Below are 15853 nucleotides of genomic sequence, written 5' to 3' on the forward strand. Positions count from 1 at the left end.
GATTACTTGGAGACACCCTTGAGGTTCAGCAGGAACGAGGGCTGCAGTTCAAAGCCTTTCACGGCCGCCTGCGTGACTGCGTTCTGCTTCCAGTTGGCCACGAACAGCCATGGCGCATCGTCATGGACGATCTGCTGCACCTCGCCATACAGTTTTGCCCGCTCGGCCTGATCGGTGGAGCTGCGGGCCTTTGCCAGGATCTCGTCCAGCTTCGGGTTCTGGTAATAGCCGGAGTTGAAGCCGCCCTTGTCCGGCAGCGCATCGCTGCGCAGGGTCAGATAGGGCAGGGTATCGGGGTCATTGGTCATCCAGGCCATTTCGGCCATATCAGCCTTGCCCTCCAGCCCGGTATTCACCCGCGACAAAAAGCTGTTCCACTCATAGGTCTCGATCTTCACCTGAAAGCCGACGGCCTGCAGGTCTGCCTGGATCGCAGCCCCCATGGTGATCGGGTCGAGCATGCCGGAGCCGCCCTCGGTAATGGCGAAGGTGAGGCTGGGGTTGGAAACACCGGCATCCGCCAGCAGCGCCTTTGCCTTTTCCGGATCATACGGATAGGGCTCGACCGGGCTTTTCACCCAGTTGAAGGCGGGCGGAATGGGGCCGGCCGAAACGGTTGCCGTGCCCTGCAGCACGTTATCAACGAGGCTCTGCTTGTTGACCGCATAATTGGCGGCCTGGCGCACCTTTTTATCGGCAAACGGGCCGGATTTGGTGTTGAGGATTGAAAACCACACATGCGGCCCGGCCTGTTCGGAGACGGCGAAATTCGGGTCGTTGCGGAAGGTCGCGACATTGTCTGGTGGCACTTCCACCATCACGTCGAGCCCACCCGCCATCATTTCCGCCACCCGCGTGTTGGCATCGGTGATCGGGCGGAAGACGACGGCTTCCAGCGCCGGTGCGCCGTCCCAGTAATCGGCATTGCGCTCCACCACAACGCGCTGGCTGGATTGCCATTCGACGAACTTGAACGGCCCGGTGCCGGAGGGATGGCGGCCAAAATCCTTGTCGTACTGCTTGACGGCGGCCGGCGAGACGATGAGTCCTGTGGGATAGGCGAGGTTGGACAGGAAGGGTGCAAACGCTTCCTTCAGCTGAAACTCCACCGTTTGTGCATCCTTCACCGTCACGGTGTCGACCGAGGCAAAATTGAACGACAGCGGAAACGGGCCGGTGCTGTAGAACGGGTGTTTTTCGTCCAGCATGCGGTCAAAATTGAACTTCACTGCCTCTGCATTGAAATGCGAGCCGTCGTGAAATTTGATGCCTTGGCGCAGTTTGAACGTATAGGTCTTGCCGTCTTCTGAAACTTGCCAACTCTCGGCGAGCGCCGGTTCCACCTCCAGCGTGCCCGGCTTAAAGCGCACGAGACCATCATAGACATTCACCAGAATGCGGAAATCATTGGTTGCCGTCACCGTGTGCGGATCGAGCGACTGCGGCTCGGCGATCTGCCCGACGATCAACACGTTCGGGGGCGTCTGGGCAAGGGCTGCAGGTGCCACAAGGGCAAGCGCAGCAAAAGCCGATAGGGTGCGAAACAGCCGCTTCATTCAAGGATCCCTCTCGATTGGCCAATCGGGCACGTTGGTGCGGAAGTGTGGTAACTATGGCCCTGATCGCGACTGGCAAGTTTTTTGTCGCAAAATGGACATTTTTCCCAATCGCGCCGTGGCTGTCCGGATCGTTGAAGGACGGTGCGCATCCGCATCCGGAGGACGCACAGCAGAGATTATACTTGATCGCCTGAGTCATATTTAGTACCCCGCTTGCTGCTTCGACCATTCCCGGCACTGGCGGCCGGCAGGAGACATGCATGAGCGCGCAGGCGACACACCTCTCGTCCAAGGTTCCTCAGGCGGCGGGTTTCCGCACGGAAAATCTCACATTTTCCGTCGAGGGGCGCGATCTGTTGCAGGATGTGTCTATGGACTTTCAGCCGGGCACGATCTGCGGCCTCGTCGGCCATAACGGGTCGGGCAAGTCGACGCTCCTCAAACTTCTTGCCCGCCAGCAGAAGCCATCGGGCGGTACGCTTTTTTTTGGTGATATGCCGCTGGAGACGATCGGCGCCCAGGCGTTTGCCCGCCAGGTTGCCTATCTCCCGCAGGATGTGACGGCGGCCAATACCATGACGGTGCGGGAACTGGTGGCCTGCGGGCGTTATCCCTGGCACGGTGCACTCGGTCGGTTTTCCGATCTCGATGGCGAAAAAGTCGCGGAAGCGATGGCGCTTACCCATGTCGACGGGATGGCGGATCGCATGGTCGATACGCTTTCCGGCGGCGAACGCCAGCGCGCCTGGCTTGCCATGCTGATGGCGCAGGATACCGGCTGCCTTCTGCTGGACGAGCCGACATCGGCGCTCGACATCGCCCACCAGATGGAGGTTCTGGCACTGGTGCGCCGCCTCTCGCATGAAAAGGGCTTAAGCGTCGTCATCGTGCTGCATGACATCAACATGGCGGCGCGCTTCTGCGACCGGCTTTATGCGCTGAAGGGCGGTCGGCTGATTGCCGAGGGCGCGCCTCAGGACCTGATGACGGGCGAGACGCTACACGCCATCTACGGCATCGAGATGAACGTGACGCGCCATCCGGCGCTCGATATTCCGCTCGCCTATGTCTGCTGAAAATCTCATGTCCGTCGCATTGACCCGCCGAAGCCTGCTTGCAGCCGGCGCCGCCTCCCTTTTGCTGCCGGGCCGGGCGTTTTCCGCCGTGCCCCAGCGCATCGTCAGCCTCGATTACGGCCTTGCCTCGACGCTTCTGTCGCTCGGGCTCGTGCCGAAGGCGATCGCCTCCCGCGCCGACTGGGATATCTGGGTGATCGAACCGGAACTTCCGGCGGAGGTGGCGGATCTCGGCAGTTCCTGGGAGATCAATTTTGAGGTTCTGGCAAGCCTGAAGCCGGATCTGATTCTGACGACCCCGTTCAACGAGGCCCTGACGCCGCGCCTTGAAACGGTGGCACCGACGCTCAGCCTCGGCGTGTTTACGGCCGAAGGCGGCGATGTGCTCCCGAAGGCGATTGCGGCCACGCGCGCGCTGGCGGCAAGGGTGGAAAAGCCGCAGGAGGGCGAGGTTTTTATTGCCCGCACGGAGGCGTTTTTCGACAGCTGCCGCGCCCGCATCGAACGCATCAATGCGCCGCCGCTTGCCCTCATCAATTTTCTCGATGCCCGCCACGCCCGCATCTACACAAGTCCCGGGCTTTACCACAATGTCATGCAGCGCATCGGGCTTCAAAACGCCTGGTCGGCACCCGGCAATTTTTGGGGCTTTGAAACCATCGGGATCGAGCGGCTTTCGGAGATCACCGATCCCGCTACCCGCCTCATCGCCTTTGAGCCTGTTCCGGCGGATGTGATGCCGAAGCTTCATCAAAGCCCGCTCTGGCAGGCGCTGCCTTTTGCGCGGCCCGGCCATTTTGCCGTGCTGCCGGGCGCACTGATGTTTGGCATGCTGAACGATGCCGTGCGCTTTGCCCGCCTGCTGACCGACCATCTGGAGCAGGCGGCATGAGCGTGCGATCCCATCTTGGCCCCGCGTCCATCGTTCTGGCCCTCCTGATCGTCGCTCTGGTTCTTGCCGTCAGGCAGGCCGCTCCTGTGTTGGGGGATGCTGCGGCAGATGCCGGCATGGCGCGCATCGTCTTTATCAACGCGACGCTGCCGCGCATGGCAACGGCGCTGCTGGCCGGCGCTTGCCTTGCTCTGTCTGGCGCGCTCTTCCAGCAGGTGCTGCGAAACCCGCTGGCCTCTCCAACCACGCTTGGCATTTCCGCCGGTGCAAACCTTGCACTGGTGGCGGTCACGCTGTTTGTGCCTGGCCTTCTCGGGTTCGGGCGCGATCTGGTGGCGCTCTCGGGCAGTGCCGCGGCCGCCGGCCTCGTCTTCCTGATGGGCGCGCGGCAAAAATTCTCGGCCTTTTCGCTCGTCATGTCCGGCCTTGTCGTCAGCCTCTGGTGCGGAGCGCTGTCGGCGGTTCTGATGCTCTTGAACGAACGTTATCTGGTCAGCCTGTTCATCTGGGGCGCGGGGTCGCTGTCCCAGCAAAGCTGGACGATCCCGCTATCGCTTGCGCCAAAACTTGCCATCGTTTGCGTTGCTGTCGCGGTGATCCTGCGGCCGCTTCTTCTCAATGAATTGGGTGATGCCGGAGCGCGTGCGCTTGGGGTAAACCTTGGTCGGCTGCGCGTGGTGGCGGTCGTGGCGGCTGTGGCGCTTGCCGCCTTCGTCACCAGTGCCGTTGGCGTCATCGGTTTTATCGGGCTGGTGGCCCCCACCATTGCCCGCCTTGCCGGCGCGCGGCGTGCCGGTGCGCAACTGGTCTGGTCGACGCTGATCGGCAGCGCGCTGCTGTTTTTGACCGATACGGCGCTGCTCGCCACCGCCGGCACCTTTGCCGATTTTCTGCCGACCGGCGCCGTGACCGCCATTTTCGGCTCGCCGCTGCTGCTCATCCTGCTGCCGCGGCTCAAAATCCGCCATCGGTTGATGGAGGCGCCGGCGCAGGTGGCACTGAAGCCGGAAACCGCCCGCCGTGCCGCACGCATCGTCCTGCCGGCGGCCCTTGTGGTTCTGGCCGCAGCCTTGTTTTTCGGCCGCAGTCCGGATCTCGGTTTTGCGCTGATGCCGCCCGATCTGGCTGGTGACCTGATGGCGCTCCGGCTTCCGCGCATTGTTGCGGCCTTTTTTTCCGGCGCCATGCTGGCCGTTGCCGGAACCATCCTGCAGCGCCTGACGGGCAACGAGATGGCAAGTCCGGAAGTGCTCGGCATCAGCGCCGGTGCAACGCTTGGCGTGGCGGCTGCGGTGTTTCTGGTCGCAGCGCCAGGACTTGGTGCGCAGCTCGGTTTTTCCGCGCTCGGCGCCTTTGGCGTGCTTTTTGTTATTTTTCTGATCGCCGCCCGCTCCGGCCTGCAGCCGGAACGGGTGCTGCTCGCGGGCATTGCGCTCAGCGCCATGGTCGATGCGGTGATCGGCGTCATCGGCGCAACCGGCGATCCGCGCGCCATCTTCCTTCTGCGCTGGATGAGTGGCTCCACCTATAGCGTTACCGTTTTGGCGGCGGTGCTGGCCGCAGTTCTCGCCGTGGCGCTGATCGGCGCTGCCGGCCTGATGCGGCGCTGGCTCGATCTTCTGCCGCTTGGGGCTTCGGCGGCCGCAGCCCTCGGCGTGCCGGTTGGGCGCGCCCGGCTTCTGCTGCTCGGGCTTGCCGGCCTCCTCAGTGCGGCTGCCACGATGAGCGTCGGTCCGCTGAGCTTCGTCGGACTGATGGCACCGCATCTCGCCCGCCAGCTCGGTTTTGTGCGCGCGGCTCCCCAGCTTTTCGGTGGGGCGCTGTGCGGCGGCATGCTGATGGTCGCCGCCGATTGGCTTGGCCGCAGTCTTGCCTATCCGTATGAAATTCCGGCAGGCCTTGTCTCGGCGCTGGTCGGCGCACCCTTCCTCATCATTCTGATGCGGCGCGCGCGGGGCTGAATGTGCTTTGGTGACGTTTGGCTTGTCGATCAGACGCCGGTCGCGCGGCCTTCCGGCACCGGGCAGATCGCGCCGCAGCCGCCAACGCCTTTGACCGCATACCGCAGGCAGCAGATACGCCGGTTGCCGCAATAGTCGCCGCGCTCGTTCTGCGTGACCGTGATCATGCGGGCGAGCGGATTTCTCCAGCCGTCCGGCCATGTCGGGCTCTGTGTCAGCAAGCGGCCCTCATCACCAAGGGCGGCGCCCGCCTGTTTTTCGATCTCGTGGATCACCCAGGAGAGATAGGCCGACAGGTTGGTCCAGAGGGTTTTGCGACCAAGGCCGGAATGGGCGGCGAGATGCGTAAACAGCGGGTCGCAATGATGCCGGATAACCGGCGCCATGCCGGCAAACACGTCCGTTTGCGCATCCACATGGCCCGCATGCCGCAGCAGAAAGCCCCGCGGTGTGCCGCTCTGCCGGTCAATGATCAGGCTCGCCTTATCGAGCGAAAGTGGCAGCACGCGGCGCAGTTCGAGAAACGCGATCGCTGCCCCGATGACGAGGCTTGACGCGTAAAACAGCGACCAGAGCGAAACCAGCGCCCGCCGGTCCGTGTCTGCGCCATGGTTTTTCGCGTAGCGATCGATGATGGCATTGAAGACATCGGCATCGGCAAGCGACGCGCAGGGCACGATGTCGCAATCGTCAGGTGCCTTTAAGAGAAGCCGACCGCGGCAATAGGCAGAGTAGCGCTTGGCCGTTGCCGCCACCACGAGATCGCCGATGTCGGAGACGCCGCAGACGTCTTCTAACGTCTGCGGCTCCTTGATCCCGGCTTCCGATCTTTCGCGGGTCGCCACCATGTCTGGATTACCAGGTGTATTTCAGTGTGCCGAGGACTGTGCGTCGGTCGCCGTAATAGCAGCTGCCATAATAGCAGGTGGTTTCGTATTTTCGGTCGAACAGGTTCTTGGCGGTCACCTGCAGGCTGACATTTTCGGTGACCTTGTAGAGCGCCGACAGGTCCACCAGCGTGTAACCGCTGACCTTCACGGTGTTTTCCTTGTCTCCGTAGCTCTGGCCGACATAACGCACCCCGCCGCCGAGCGTCAGGTCGCCGCGCTTGCCATCGCCGGGCAGTGTGTAGGAGAGCCAGGCGGAGGCGAGATGATCCGGCACGCGTTCGGGCCGGTTGCCGATGGTGGCGCCGGTTTCGTCGCCGGTGATTTCCGCGTCCCAATAGGAATAGGCAAGCGTAGCGGACCAGCGCTCGGACAACGCGAACTTGCCCTCAAGCTCGATGCCGCGCACATTGACCTCGCCGATCTGCGTCTGGATCGCCGGCGTCACCGTGCTGGGCACATTGGTCTGCGTCAGGTCGAAGTAGGCAAGCGTGAAGAGCGCGTCATAACCCTCAGGCTGGTATTTGACGCCCACCTCATACTGCTCGCCCTCCTGCGGCTTCAGGCTGACATTGGCCCCGTAATTGGCCGTCGGCGTCACCAGAGGCTGGAAGGAGGTGGAATAATTGACGTAAGCCGCCAGTTCCGGCGTCACCTTGTAGGTGAGGCCGATGCGCTTGGTGAACTTGCTGTCTGTGGTGTCGTCGCTTGTGCCATCGGCATAATCGGCCTTGGTATTGACGCGATCCCATCGCCCGCCAAGCGTCAGGATCCATTTGTCATCCAGCGTCAGCTGCTCCTGCGCGTAGAGGCCGAGCGCCTTCTGCTTGACCGTCCAGTCGACATAAGGTCCAAGCGTGATGCAGGAGAGACCGCAATAGGCGGGGTTGTTGATGTCGATCCGGCCGGCGGTTCCGAGAAGGATGTTTTCGGATGTGTCGTCATAGGCATAGTCGAGGCCGACCAGCGTCTTGCTCTCGTATTTTTCGCCGCTCATATCGTATTGCAGCTGGTTATCCATGGCAAAACGATCGGCGACACCATCGACGGAAAAGGCGCTGCGGTTGGCCGTAGGATTGGTGGAGGCGCCGTAGACATCGGCGTAATCGAGATCGACATGGGTATAGCGCGCCGACTGGCGAAACGTCAGCCCGTCTGCCAGTTCATGGCTGAACAGATAACCGACATCCTTCTGGACGGTGTTGAAGCGGTTGAAGTCCGGTTCGCCGAGAAACGTGTCGATGTCGATATTGGAGCCCTGCGGGATGCCGCGGGCCGTGGACGAATCGCGCTTGCTGTAATCGGTGAGGATGGTCAGTGACGTGCCGGCATCCGGGCTGATGGTCAGCGCCGGCGCGATATAAAGCCGGTCGTCATTGGTATAGTCGTAGCCGAGGTCGGCATTCTGCCACTTGGCGGTGATGCGATAGGTGTAGACGCCGTCCGCATCGATCGGGCCGCCGAAATCCGTACCCGTCTCGATATGGCCGTCGCCGAACGTGGTGTAAAGCTCGGCGTGGAATTCGTCCTGCGGCTGTTTGGTGACGGCATTGATCAGGCCGCCCGGGCTGTTCAGGCCGAAGAGGCTTGAGGTGGAACCCTTCAGCACCTCGATGCGCTCCTGGCCATAGGGCTCGATACGCTGGGCGGTGTACCAGGCTGGAATGCGGGACGAGAGCCCGTCGCGATAGGTGCCGAGCGTCGTCCCGTCAAAGCCGCGGATGCGGAAATAGTCATAACGGGAATCAGATCCAAACTCGTTGACGGAGACACCGGCGGTATAGGACAGCACATCCTGCACGTTCTGGGCGCCGCGCTGCTGAAATTCCTTGGCGGTGACGACAGAGACCGAGGCGGGAACGTCGATCAGCGCCGCATCTGTCTTGGAGCCAACGCGGGCTTGCTTTGCAACGATGCTGCGATCGGTCTGTCCTTCGCGGACGGTGCCTTGAACAAGGACCGGATCCAGCACGGTTTCCTGGGCCATGACGGCTGGCGCAAGGCTGAACAGTGCCAACATGGCCACGCCCGTTGCCAGGCTTCTGCGGTGTTGAATGGTCAGGCGAAAACGGCGTGTGCTGTGGAGCGGCGAGACTTCTCGCTGCGCGGATAACCTTGCGATCATCGTCTATCATTCCCTCAAATTTACCGCCGGTTTTATGTCCCCTGCGGGTACTGCGTCGGGAAAATATAAACATGTGCAAATGAGTCAACTTTAAAGTGGGCAAAGGCCCATAATTTTAGGCGCACACACATCTGATGCCTGCGCAGAGAAGGATCGTGGTCGAACCGCTATGGCTGCGGACCGCATGTCCGGGTAAGCGGAGCTGGTTGTTGATTTCCACTGAGAGCTGACCCGGCACAGCCTGATAGGGGGTGCGGACGAAAACTTGGACCACCAAGGAGGTAGTTCATGTATTCCTACGCAGACAGACTTCGAGCGGTCGAGCTGTATCTCCGGCTGGGCAAGCGACTTAACGCGACCATTCGGCAGTTGGGTTATCCTACAAAGAATGCCCTGAAGGGTTGGTACCGGGAGTACGTCGAGAACCGTGACTTGCGTTTTCAGGCGGTAGCTCGAGCACCGAAATTCTCCGAGGCCCAAAAGCAGGCCGCACTTGCGCACTTTCGCACCCATGATCGTTGCATCTCCGCGACGATGAGGGCGCTCGGCTATCCTGGACGAGGAACATTGACCGCATGGGTTCGTGAGGCGTTTCCGGAGACGCGAACATCGATGGTCGGTCGGTCATGGCATCCGGGCTATAGCGAGGATGTGCGGCATGCTGGTGTCATCGGGCTATGCGGTGGAGATGAAACCGCACAACAGGTAGCTGACCGGCTGGGCGTCTCAAGGCCGACATTGTACAGCTGGAAGGATCAGCTACTCGGTCACGAGGCTTCCTCATCCATGAAACGCCGCAAAGCCAACCCTAAGGTGCCTGCACGTGAAGAGCTCGAACGACAGCTTGAAACCCTCCAGCGTGATGTCCGCCAGTTGCAGCTCGAGCATGATCTCCTGAAGAAGGCCAACGAACTCATAAAAAAAGACCTGGGCGTCGATCTGCAGATCCTGAGTAATCGGGAGAAGACACAGCTGATTGACGCCCTTAAAGAAGTTTATCGCTTGCCAGAACTGCTGGCCGAGCTTCGAATTGCCAGAAGCTCCTACTTCTACCATCGTGCCCGCATATGTCTGGTAGACAAGTATGCCGCCGTGCGCCGCAGCTTAGCGGAAATCTTTGAAGCGAACCGCCGTTGCTACGGCTATCGGAGAATGCAGGCGTCGCTGGCCAGACAGAGCGTGATGATCTCGGAAAAGGTCGTCCAGCGCTTGATGAAGCAGGAGCAACTGGTTGTTGCCAAGCCGCGTCGACGGCGGTTTGGATCTTATCTGGGAGAAATCAGTCCCGCGCCCGAGAACCTGATCAATCGTGACTTCCATGCAAAAGCGCCGAACGTGAAGTGGCTCACAGACATCACCGAGTTCCAGATCCCTGCGAGCAAAGTGTACCTTTCGCCTATCATCGACTGCTTCGACGGCATGGTCATCAGCTGGTCCATCGGAACCCAACCAGATGCGGGTCTCGTCAATACCATGCTGGATGCAGCCATCGGGACCGTTGACGACGGCGAACACCGGCCAATCATCCATTCCGATCGCGGAGCCCATTATCGCTGGCCCGGCTGGCTCAACAGGATCAGCAATGCTCAGCTGGTCCGTTCGATGTCCCGCAAAGGCTGCTCCCAAGACAACGCAGCGTGCGAAGGCTTCTTCGGCAGACTGAAAACAGAGCTCTTCTATCCACATGACTGGAAGGCCATCACGATCGAACAGTTCGTCGCCGAGGTGGACGCCTACATCCGCTGGTACAATGAGAAGCGTATCAAGTTATCGCTGGGATCGCTCAGCCCGGTCGAGTATCGTCAGAGCCTCGGCCTGAACTTATGAAGCAGTCCAACTTTTTATCCGCACCCCCGCCGGGTCAGCTCTCAGTGGAAATCAACACTCCGTCTTCCCGGTGGCATCGAGCCTGTGGTTGTCGTTGGCGGCGGTCGGCGCCGCGAAGTCTTACCGCGCCATGCGGCGGCCGATGATGCGGGCCAGCGTCAAAGCCGCGCGGTCGATGCGTTGCCATGTCTCGGCGTCCGGTTCTCTGTTCGCGCCGTCATTGTCGTTCGCCGGGACGATCCCGCCCGGCTGCTTGTCGTCATCGCCTTCCATGTCGCCACCTGTTCCTCGGTTCGAGACAAACAGGCATCAAGCGACGGCAAAGAGGTGAACCGGAAGCCAAATCGCGGGCCGTGCGGCAATAGTGAAGAAACGGCGGCAAATCGGCGGGATCGCCTCGCGCTATGCCGCCTTCGCCAAGGGCTTGGCGCGATCGACCCGCGCCCGCTCGTCGGGCGAATTCATGACGTTCCACAGGTCGCTGCGCCGCTGCGTGTTCAGCCAGAAGTCCGGGCTGTTGCCGAACACCCGCGCCAGAATGAGCGCGGTCGCCGCCGTCACGTTGCGCCGGTCGTTGCAGAGTTCGTTCACATGCTTGCGCTGCACGCCCATCGCCTCGGCCAGCACCGCCTGCGTCAGGCCGAGCGGCTGCATGAACTCTTCCGTCAGGATTTCGCCGACCGAAGCCGGTTTGCGTGTGGTCATCAACATGGCGTCACCTCATCGATAGCTGTGGTCGTCGAGATAGAGTTCCGACGCTTCGCCGCGACCGCCGTTCCATTGGAAGATCAGCCGCCATTGCTTGTTGACGCGGATCGAATGCAGGCCGTCGTGCGTGCCGCGCAGCTTCTCGAAATGGTTGCTGGGCGGCACGCGCAAATCCTGATCGGTCATCGCGTCGTCGATCATCTGGAGCTTGCGGAACAACCGGCTTTCGAGATCGGACGGAATGTTGCGGGAGCGGATATCCTCCACAAAGAACGCCCGCAGCCATTCGTCCCGAAACCCGACGATCATTCCACGCCCCCCAATGCTTAGTTCGTGTACCACTCTATGGGTTATTCTGCAACTGTTTTCCGCCACCGCCTTCTCGTCGGAATTGGAGCGCCCGCGCTCCTAATCCCGGCTTGTCTGCTTGGAGAGCCGCTGCCGGGGCGACGACAGGCGGTCAAGGCTGGCGCGTAGCGCCACCGCGCAGCGGCTTGGCCTTGAGGGGCTGGCGGCGATCCGGCCCACTTCCCGAAAGCAGAAAGACCCCTTGCTGCATTCAGCGCTGGCGGCTCATATCGGTCGTGAGGTCGAGCAGGTTCTTAAGCGCCGGGCTGCGCGGCATCGGTGCTGGCGCATTGGTTCGTTCTCGACACACTCTTGCTGGCAAATCAGGCGAACCGCGACGGAATGCACGCCAATGCTCTCGCATTGACGCGGCAATGCGTCGAGGCGATCGGCGTCATCGAACTGGGCGTGTGCGGCCACCCGGATGCCGAAGCGGCGTTGCTGAAATGGGATGCGGACGACCTGACGCCCGGCAAACTCCGCGCATGGCTGCAAGCGAACCTCTGTCGAATTATGGATCAGGCCCCTGGAACGAGCCGTGGTCCACGTTCATGCGGGAGTTCGCTGGTTCGGTTCAGCGCTATGCGCATTACAGTCGCGGTCTCGCGCAATGGCAGCTTCGCCTGCATCGCCTTTACGAAGCGAGTGAGCCGGGCGCGGATATGCACGCGATCATCGAAATGGTGCCACGCGCCTATGATGAGCAGAAGGCGACCCGCATCACGCTCTTCCATGCCCTGCTTGCATATGTGCTCGGCAGGATTTGGCTGGCGGCGAACCCGGCTGATGCGGAGTTCGCCAAGCTGATGGCGCGCCTGGGGGCGGCGCTCAGCAAGTCTCGTTAGCTCGACGGACATCAGACCGATTGGGGTCAGCAGTTATGGGCGATGGTCTGGTAATCCCCCCGTTTTTAACGGGTCCGATCAGTAGAATTTACGCTGCCATTTTCAGTTTCTGCCTCGGCGTGATGCCGCCGATAGCCATATTGGGTCGGTCATTGTTGTATGTCCAGAGCCAGCGTGTGGCGTGATCCTGCACCTCCTTGATGGTATCGAATATCAAGCATCCCAGCCATTCATGCCGAACCGTGCGGTTGTAGCGCTCGATGTAGGCGTTTTGCTGCGGCTTGCCCGGCTGGATATGGGCGATGGTGATGTTTCGCTTCTCGGCCCACGCCAAAAGCGTGCCGCTGATATATTCCGGGCCGTTATCGACACGAATTATATCCGGCTTGCCACGCCACTCGATGATCCGGTTGAGGGATCGAACGACCCGCTCGGCTGGCAACGAGAAATCGACCTCGATGCCAAGCCCCTCACGGTTGAAGTCATCGATGACATTCAAGGTCCGGAACGAGCGGCCGTCGGCAAGCTGATCGGCCATGAAATCCATCGACCAGGTCCGGTTCGGGTGTTCCGGCACGGCCAGCGGTTCGGGACACTCTCGAACCAAACGCTTCCTGGGCTTGATCCGAAGGTTCAATTCCAGTTCGCGATAGATGCGGTAAACCCGCTTGTGATTCCAGGTGAAGCCCTTGATGTTACGAAGATAAAGGAAACAAAGGCCGAAACCCCATGTCTTCCTGGCTGTCGTCAGACGCAGCAACCAGTCGGCAATGCCTTCGTTCTCGTTGTCGAGCTTGCGTCCATATCGATAGCATGTCTCGCTGATCGAGAACGTCCGGCACGCGAGGGCCACTTTGATATTATGCTTCTGGACCGCTTGCATGGCCATCTCCTTGCGTTGAGACGGCCTCAGCGCTTTTTTCCGAGAGCTTCCTTCAAAAGATCGTTCTGCATGCTCAGTTCCGCATACATCTTCTTCAGGCGCCGGTTCTCCTCTTCCATGCTCCTCATTTGGCTGACCATGGACGCATCCATGCCGCCTAACCGGGCCCGCCACTTGTAAAAACTCGCATCGCTCATGCCATGCTCCCGGCAAAGCTGTGCAACCGGAATGCCGTCCTCTGCCTGCTTCAGGATTGCCATGATTTGCGCGTCGCTGAATCGTGATATCTTCATCGGAATCTTCTCCAAAATCTTGTGAGAAAATTCTACTTTTAAGCCCGTTTAGTTTGCGGGGGGATTACCGTCTGGGAGCGCGGCGGCGGTACGATACTGGAATAGGTCCGCCACCTCGGGTCTTTCAAACCTCCACGGTCATCAAATGTCTCGCTCGGTCGAAACGTGCCTGGGATCAGGGTGCGCTTCTTATCAAGGCGTGTCATAAATGTTGCCCGCTTTTCCAATTCGACTCTCGACCTACGGCTGCATATTTTTCTGTCGCCACCCGTGTCGATTGGTAATTAGACAGATGGAAAGCGGCATTTCCGCCCCGCCCGATAAGCTCAAAGTATTGCCTGAATGTCTCAAATTCCTGGTGAGCTGAGCGCTGAGAATGATCTGGATTGACGGTATACACTATGCCATCGTCGCAGCCACTCAGGTCGAAATCTCAGATAAATCAGCAGCTGAATGCCCGTCGCTGCGCGTGTACGGATGTAAAGTGCTGAACTTCAACCCTCGACCGATCCGTCGGCTGCGATAACGTCTTACTTTCATGTTAGACTTTGACAAAGGGGAGTGGCAACGTTGCTCGTTCGTCAATCGCTGAAGAATGACAGCGAGGTGCCACAGCAAATAAGGTGCTGGCCTGTGGCTTCAGGAAAGCTGCCACCAATCACGAGCCCAGCGCTATGCTGCGCTGCCGATGGAATGTCTGATCAGACGCATGTCGCGAACAGGTGGTGCACCGAACTGCCTTAGATATTCGCGGCTGAACTGCGAAGCACTTTCATAACCAACGGCAAAGGCAACATCGCTGGCGCTATGATCGCCTGCCAGCAGAAGTTGGCGGGCCTGCTGAAGACGAAGCTGCTTCTGGTACTGGACAGGACTGAGACCGGTCAACGCCACGAAATGACGGTGCAGGCTGGCGCGGCTCATGCCGCTGACATCGCACAGTGCCTCAATCCGCAAGCGCGTGTTCTGATGATCGCGGATCCACTCCACGGCGCGGCGAATACGACCAAGCGCGCCTTCAGGCTGCGCGATATGGCGCAGTAAACGCCCATGCGGCCCCTGTAGGAGACGATAGAGCAACTCTCGCTCCGCCATCGGTGCCAGCACAGGTATGTCGCTTGGACAGTCGAGCAAGCTAAGCAGACGCAGTAGAGTATCGCGTAGTGGAGACGTCATCGTGTTGATGGCGATACCGATACCCGGCGCTTCGGAATCGCGCATCGGCGCCATTTCGGCGGCTATCTGAGACAGCAGCGCCGGGTCCAACACCAGTGACACCGAAACATAAGGGCGCCCATCATCGGCGTTGTGGATCTGGCCGCTCAAGGGAAGATCCAAAGCGCTGACGAGGTATTGTGCTGAATCATAGCGCAGCAAGTTGTCCTGGATCGCCACGTCCTTCGATCCCTGCAGGATGAAGCAGATCATGGATCGATAGAGGCACGGCGAGGTGCCGGAAGTCACCTGGCCCACCCCGATCTCCAATCGTGGTATCGAAGTGATCGTGGTGCCATGTCGCGCATGGCGCATGGCGATGTCGATATGAGGTTGAAGTTGCTCGATCATGAGTTCTGTAGTAAGCGCGAATTTCCTAGCACCTTTTGTCATTGAGAGCGGTGCTGCATGAGGTGTCCACCTAACGGAGGTGGACACCAAGTGATTGAGAGTGACGAAGGTAAGCTGGTTATCCGGCGGATTTTGCGAAACGGGCGTCGGCGGTATGACGGGGCGTCGAAAGCCCGCCTTATTGCGGCGAGCCTTGAGCCAGGTGTGTCGGTTTCGCGGCTTGCGCTAGATAACGGGATCAATGCCAACCTTCTGAGGAAATGGATCAAGCAAGCCAAGGAGGCGGGTCTTAAACATCAGCCCTCCGTATCGGCGTTTGTCCCGGTTGTGGCCGCAGATCGCAGCCTATCGACGGCGCTGACTGGCCGGAATGGTGAAGAGCGTTTGGCGAAACCAGAAAGGACGGGCCCTTTGTCCTCTCCCGTCAGAATGAGCGTGACACTACCGAACGGTGTGAAGCTGGCGCTGGACTGCGGCGATATGGATGCGTTGACGGCGATGATCGGGGCGCTTGGTCATGTTCCGCCTCAGCGCTGATCTGAAAGTTTATCTGCACCGCGAACCGATCGACTTCAGGGCCGGGATCAACAGCCTTGCAGTTCTGGTGCAGGAGGAGATGGAGCTGGATCCGTTTGCGCCTGCGGTCTTTGCATTCTGCAATCGCCGCCGCGACCGGATGAAGTTGCTGTTCTTCGATAGGTCCGGTTTTGTGATGGTGCTGAAGCGATTGACAGAAGACAGGTTCCGATGGCCCCGTCGGGAGACGGCCGTGGTGTCGCTTTCGACCGAGCAGCTCCATTGGATTCTCGACGGCATCGACATCGACGCGATAGTGCGCCATCCGGTGCGGCAATATCAGGTGGCTGGCTGACGCATCTCGAAT

Annotated in this window: 15 protein-coding genes; 7 read left to right on the plus strand and 8 right to left on the minus strand. The window is 60.3% G+C overall.

What is annotated here, in order from left to right; translation table 11 throughout:
• Window positions 1-2: 2 nt before the first annotated feature.
• On the minus strand, window positions 3-1556 hold the full coding sequence (locus AC4CWH_RS19840) for an ABC transporter substrate-binding protein (RefSeq protein ID WP_491322035.1): 1554 nt from the start codon (window positions 1554-1556) through the stop codon (window positions 3-5).
• Between the two features lie 263 nt (window positions 1557-1819).
• Here AC4CWH_RS19840 and AC4CWH_RS19845 point away from each other — a divergent pair, with 263 nt between their 5' ends.
• From AC4CWH_RS19845 to fhuB, 3 genes are read left to right on the plus strand one after another with little or no spacing between them, the layout of a single operon-like run.
• The gene (locus AC4CWH_RS19845) at window positions 1820-2635 is read left to right on the plus strand and encodes an ATP-binding cassette domain-containing protein (protein WP_491287242.1); all 816 of its coding nucleotides are present in this window, start codon (window positions 1820-1822) and stop codon (window positions 2633-2635) included.
• Window positions 2636-2642: 7 nt separating this feature from the next.
• The gene (locus tag AC4CWH_RS19850; RefSeq protein WP_491287240.1) at window positions 2643-3527 is read left to right on the plus strand and encodes an ABC transporter substrate-binding protein; all 885 of its coding nucleotides are present in this window, start codon (window positions 2643-2645) and stop codon (window positions 3525-3527) included.
• A complete protein-coding gene (gene fhuB / locus AC4CWH_RS19855; RefSeq protein WP_491322036.1) occupies window positions 3524-5488 on the plus strand; it encodes a Fe(3+)-hydroxamate ABC transporter permease FhuB in 1965 nt (654 codons plus the stop codon). The genes AC4CWH_RS19850 and fhuB overlap by 4 nt, the downstream gene beginning before the upstream one ends.
• Window positions 5489-5517: 29 nt before the next feature.
• On the opposite strand, the gene fhuF is transcribed toward fhuB, so the two are convergent.
• The gene (gene fhuF / locus AC4CWH_RS19860) at window positions 5518-6336 is read right to left on the minus strand and encodes a siderophore-iron reductase FhuF (protein WP_491287236.1); all 819 of its coding nucleotides are present in this window, start codon (window positions 6334-6336) and stop codon (window positions 5518-5520) included.
• A gap of 7 nt (window positions 6337-6343) precedes the next feature.
• Window positions 6344-8395, minus strand: coding sequence for a TonB-dependent siderophore receptor (locus tag AC4CWH_RS19865; protein ID WP_491322037.1), 2052 nt, complete (start codon window positions 8393-8395; stop codon window positions 6344-6346).
• A gap of 393 nt (window positions 8396-8788) precedes the next feature.
• Here AC4CWH_RS19865 and AC4CWH_RS19870 point away from each other — a divergent pair, with 393 nt between their 5' ends.
• Window positions 8789-10327 carry an IS3 family transposase gene (locus AC4CWH_RS19870; protein ID WP_491322038.1) on the plus strand — a complete coding sequence of 513 codons (1539 nt, stop codon included), beginning with the start codon at window positions 8789-8791 and terminating at the stop codon, window positions 10325-10327.
• Between the two features lie 120 nt (window positions 10328-10447).
• Here AC4CWH_RS19870 and AC4CWH_RS19875 read toward each other — a convergent pair whose 3' ends face one another.
• The 3 genes from AC4CWH_RS19875 to AC4CWH_RS19885 all read right to left on the minus strand — a co-directional run bounded on the left by AC4CWH_RS19875 (window position 10448) and on the right by AC4CWH_RS19885 (window position 11344).
• Window positions 10448-10600, minus strand: a complete 153-nt coding sequence (locus AC4CWH_RS19875) for a hypothetical protein (protein ID WP_491287230.1) — start codon at window positions 10598-10600, stop codon at window positions 10448-10450.
• 129 nt (window positions 10601-10729) lie between these two features.
• Window positions 10730-11038, minus strand: coding sequence for a HigA family addiction module antitoxin (locus tag AC4CWH_RS19880; RefSeq protein WP_491287228.1), 309 nt, complete (start codon window positions 11036-11038; stop codon window positions 10730-10732).
• Window positions 11039-11047: 9 nt separating this feature from the next.
• Window positions 11048-11344 (minus strand): type II toxin-antitoxin system RelE/ParE family toxin, encoded by a 297-nt coding sequence (locus AC4CWH_RS19885; RefSeq protein WP_491287226.1) that lies wholly within the window; start codon window positions 11342-11344, stop codon window positions 11048-11050.
• 524 nt (window positions 11345-11868) lie between these two features.
• On the opposite strand from AC4CWH_RS19885, the gene AC4CWH_RS19890 reads away from it, so the two are divergent.
• Complete coding sequence (locus tag AC4CWH_RS19890; RefSeq protein ID WP_491322039.1) at window positions 11869-12228, plus strand: hypothetical protein; 360 nt, start codon at window positions 11869-11871, stop codon at window positions 12226-12228.
• Window positions 12229-12316: 88 nt separating this feature from the next.
• Here AC4CWH_RS19890 and AC4CWH_RS19895 read toward each other — a convergent pair.
• A protein-coding gene (locus AC4CWH_RS19895; RefSeq protein WP_491321446.1) for an IS3 family transposase occupies window positions 12317-13404 on the minus strand; the annotation gives its coding sequence in 2 pieces (ribosomal slippage) (window positions 12317-13143 and window positions 13143-13404; 1089 coding nt in all).
• Between the two features lie 672 nt (window positions 13405-14076).
• On the minus strand, window positions 14077-14970 hold the full coding sequence (locus AC4CWH_RS19900) for an AraC family transcriptional regulator (RefSeq protein ID WP_491287224.1): 894 nt from the start codon (window positions 14968-14970) through the stop codon (window positions 14077-14079).
• Window positions 14971-15027: 57 nt separating this feature from the next.
• Between AC4CWH_RS19900 and tnpA the strand changes: the two genes are divergently transcribed.
• Together tnpA and tnpB are read left to right on the plus strand one after the other, a co-directional pair.
• Complete coding sequence (gene tnpA, locus AC4CWH_RS19905) at window positions 15028-15507, plus strand: IS66-like element accessory protein TnpA (protein WP_491322040.1); 480 nt, start codon at window positions 15028-15030, stop codon at window positions 15505-15507.
• Window positions 15488-15841 (plus strand): IS66 family insertion sequence element accessory protein TnpB, encoded by a 354-nt coding sequence (gene tnpB / locus AC4CWH_RS19910; protein WP_491287222.1) that lies wholly within the window; start codon window positions 15488-15490, stop codon window positions 15839-15841. The genes tnpA and tnpB overlap by 20 nt, the downstream gene beginning before the upstream one ends.
• Window positions 15842-15853 lie beyond the last annotated feature (12 nt).

This window comes from Neorhizobium sp. PAMB6716 (assembly GCF_058242805.1).

Excerpts from the sequence above, each read along its gene's own strand:
- AC4CWH_RS19840 (WP_491322035.1), bottom strand. The coding sequence starts at position 1,556 with ATGAAGCGGCTGTTTCGCACCCTATCGGCTTTTGCTGCGCTTGCCCTT.
- AC4CWH_RS19845 (WP_491287242.1), top strand. The coding sequence starts at position 1,820 with ATGAGCGCGCAGGCGACACACCTCTCGTCCAAGGTTCCTCAGGCGGCG.
- AC4CWH_RS19850 (WP_491287240.1), top strand. The coding sequence starts at position 2,643 with ATGTCCGTCGCATTGACCCGCCGAAGCCTGCTTGCAGCCGGCGCCGCC.
- fhuB (WP_491322036.1), top strand. The coding sequence starts at position 3,524 with ATGAGCGTGCGATCCCATCTTGGCCCCGCGTCCATCGTTCTGGCCCTC.
- fhuF (WP_491287236.1), bottom strand. The coding sequence starts at position 6,336 with ATGGTGGCGACCCGCGAAAGATCGGAAGCCGGGATCAAGGAGCCGCAG.
- AC4CWH_RS19865 (WP_491322037.1), bottom strand. The coding sequence starts at position 8,395 with ATGTTGGCACTGTTCAGCCTTGCGCCAGCCGTCATGGCCCAGGAAACC.
- AC4CWH_RS19870 (WP_491322038.1), top strand. The coding sequence starts at position 8,789 with ATGTATTCCTACGCAGACAGACTTCGAGCGGTCGAGCTGTATCTCCGG.
- AC4CWH_RS19875 (WP_491287230.1), bottom strand. The coding sequence starts at position 10,600 with ATGGAAGGCGATGACGACAAGCAGCCGGGCGGGATCGTCCCGGCGAAC.
- AC4CWH_RS19880 (WP_491287228.1), bottom strand. The coding sequence starts at position 11,038 with ATGTTGATGACCACACGCAAACCGGCTTCGGTCGGCGAAATCCTGACG.
- AC4CWH_RS19885 (WP_491287226.1), bottom strand. The coding sequence starts at position 11,344 with ATGATCGTCGGGTTTCGGGACGAATGGCTGCGGGCGTTCTTTGTGGAG.
- AC4CWH_RS19890 (WP_491322039.1), top strand. The coding sequence starts at position 11,869 with ATGGCTGCAAGCGAACCTCTGTCGAATTATGGATCAGGCCCCTGGAAC.
- AC4CWH_RS19900 (WP_491287224.1), bottom strand. The coding sequence starts at position 14,970 with ATGATCGAGCAACTTCAACCTCATATCGACATCGCCATGCGCCATGCG.
- tnpA (WP_491322040.1), top strand. The coding sequence starts at position 15,028 with ATGAGGTGTCCACCTAACGGAGGTGGACACCAAGTGATTGAGAGTGAC.
- tnpB (WP_491287222.1), top strand. The coding sequence starts at position 15,488 with ATGTTCCGCCTCAGCGCTGATCTGAAAGTTTATCTGCACCGCGAACCG.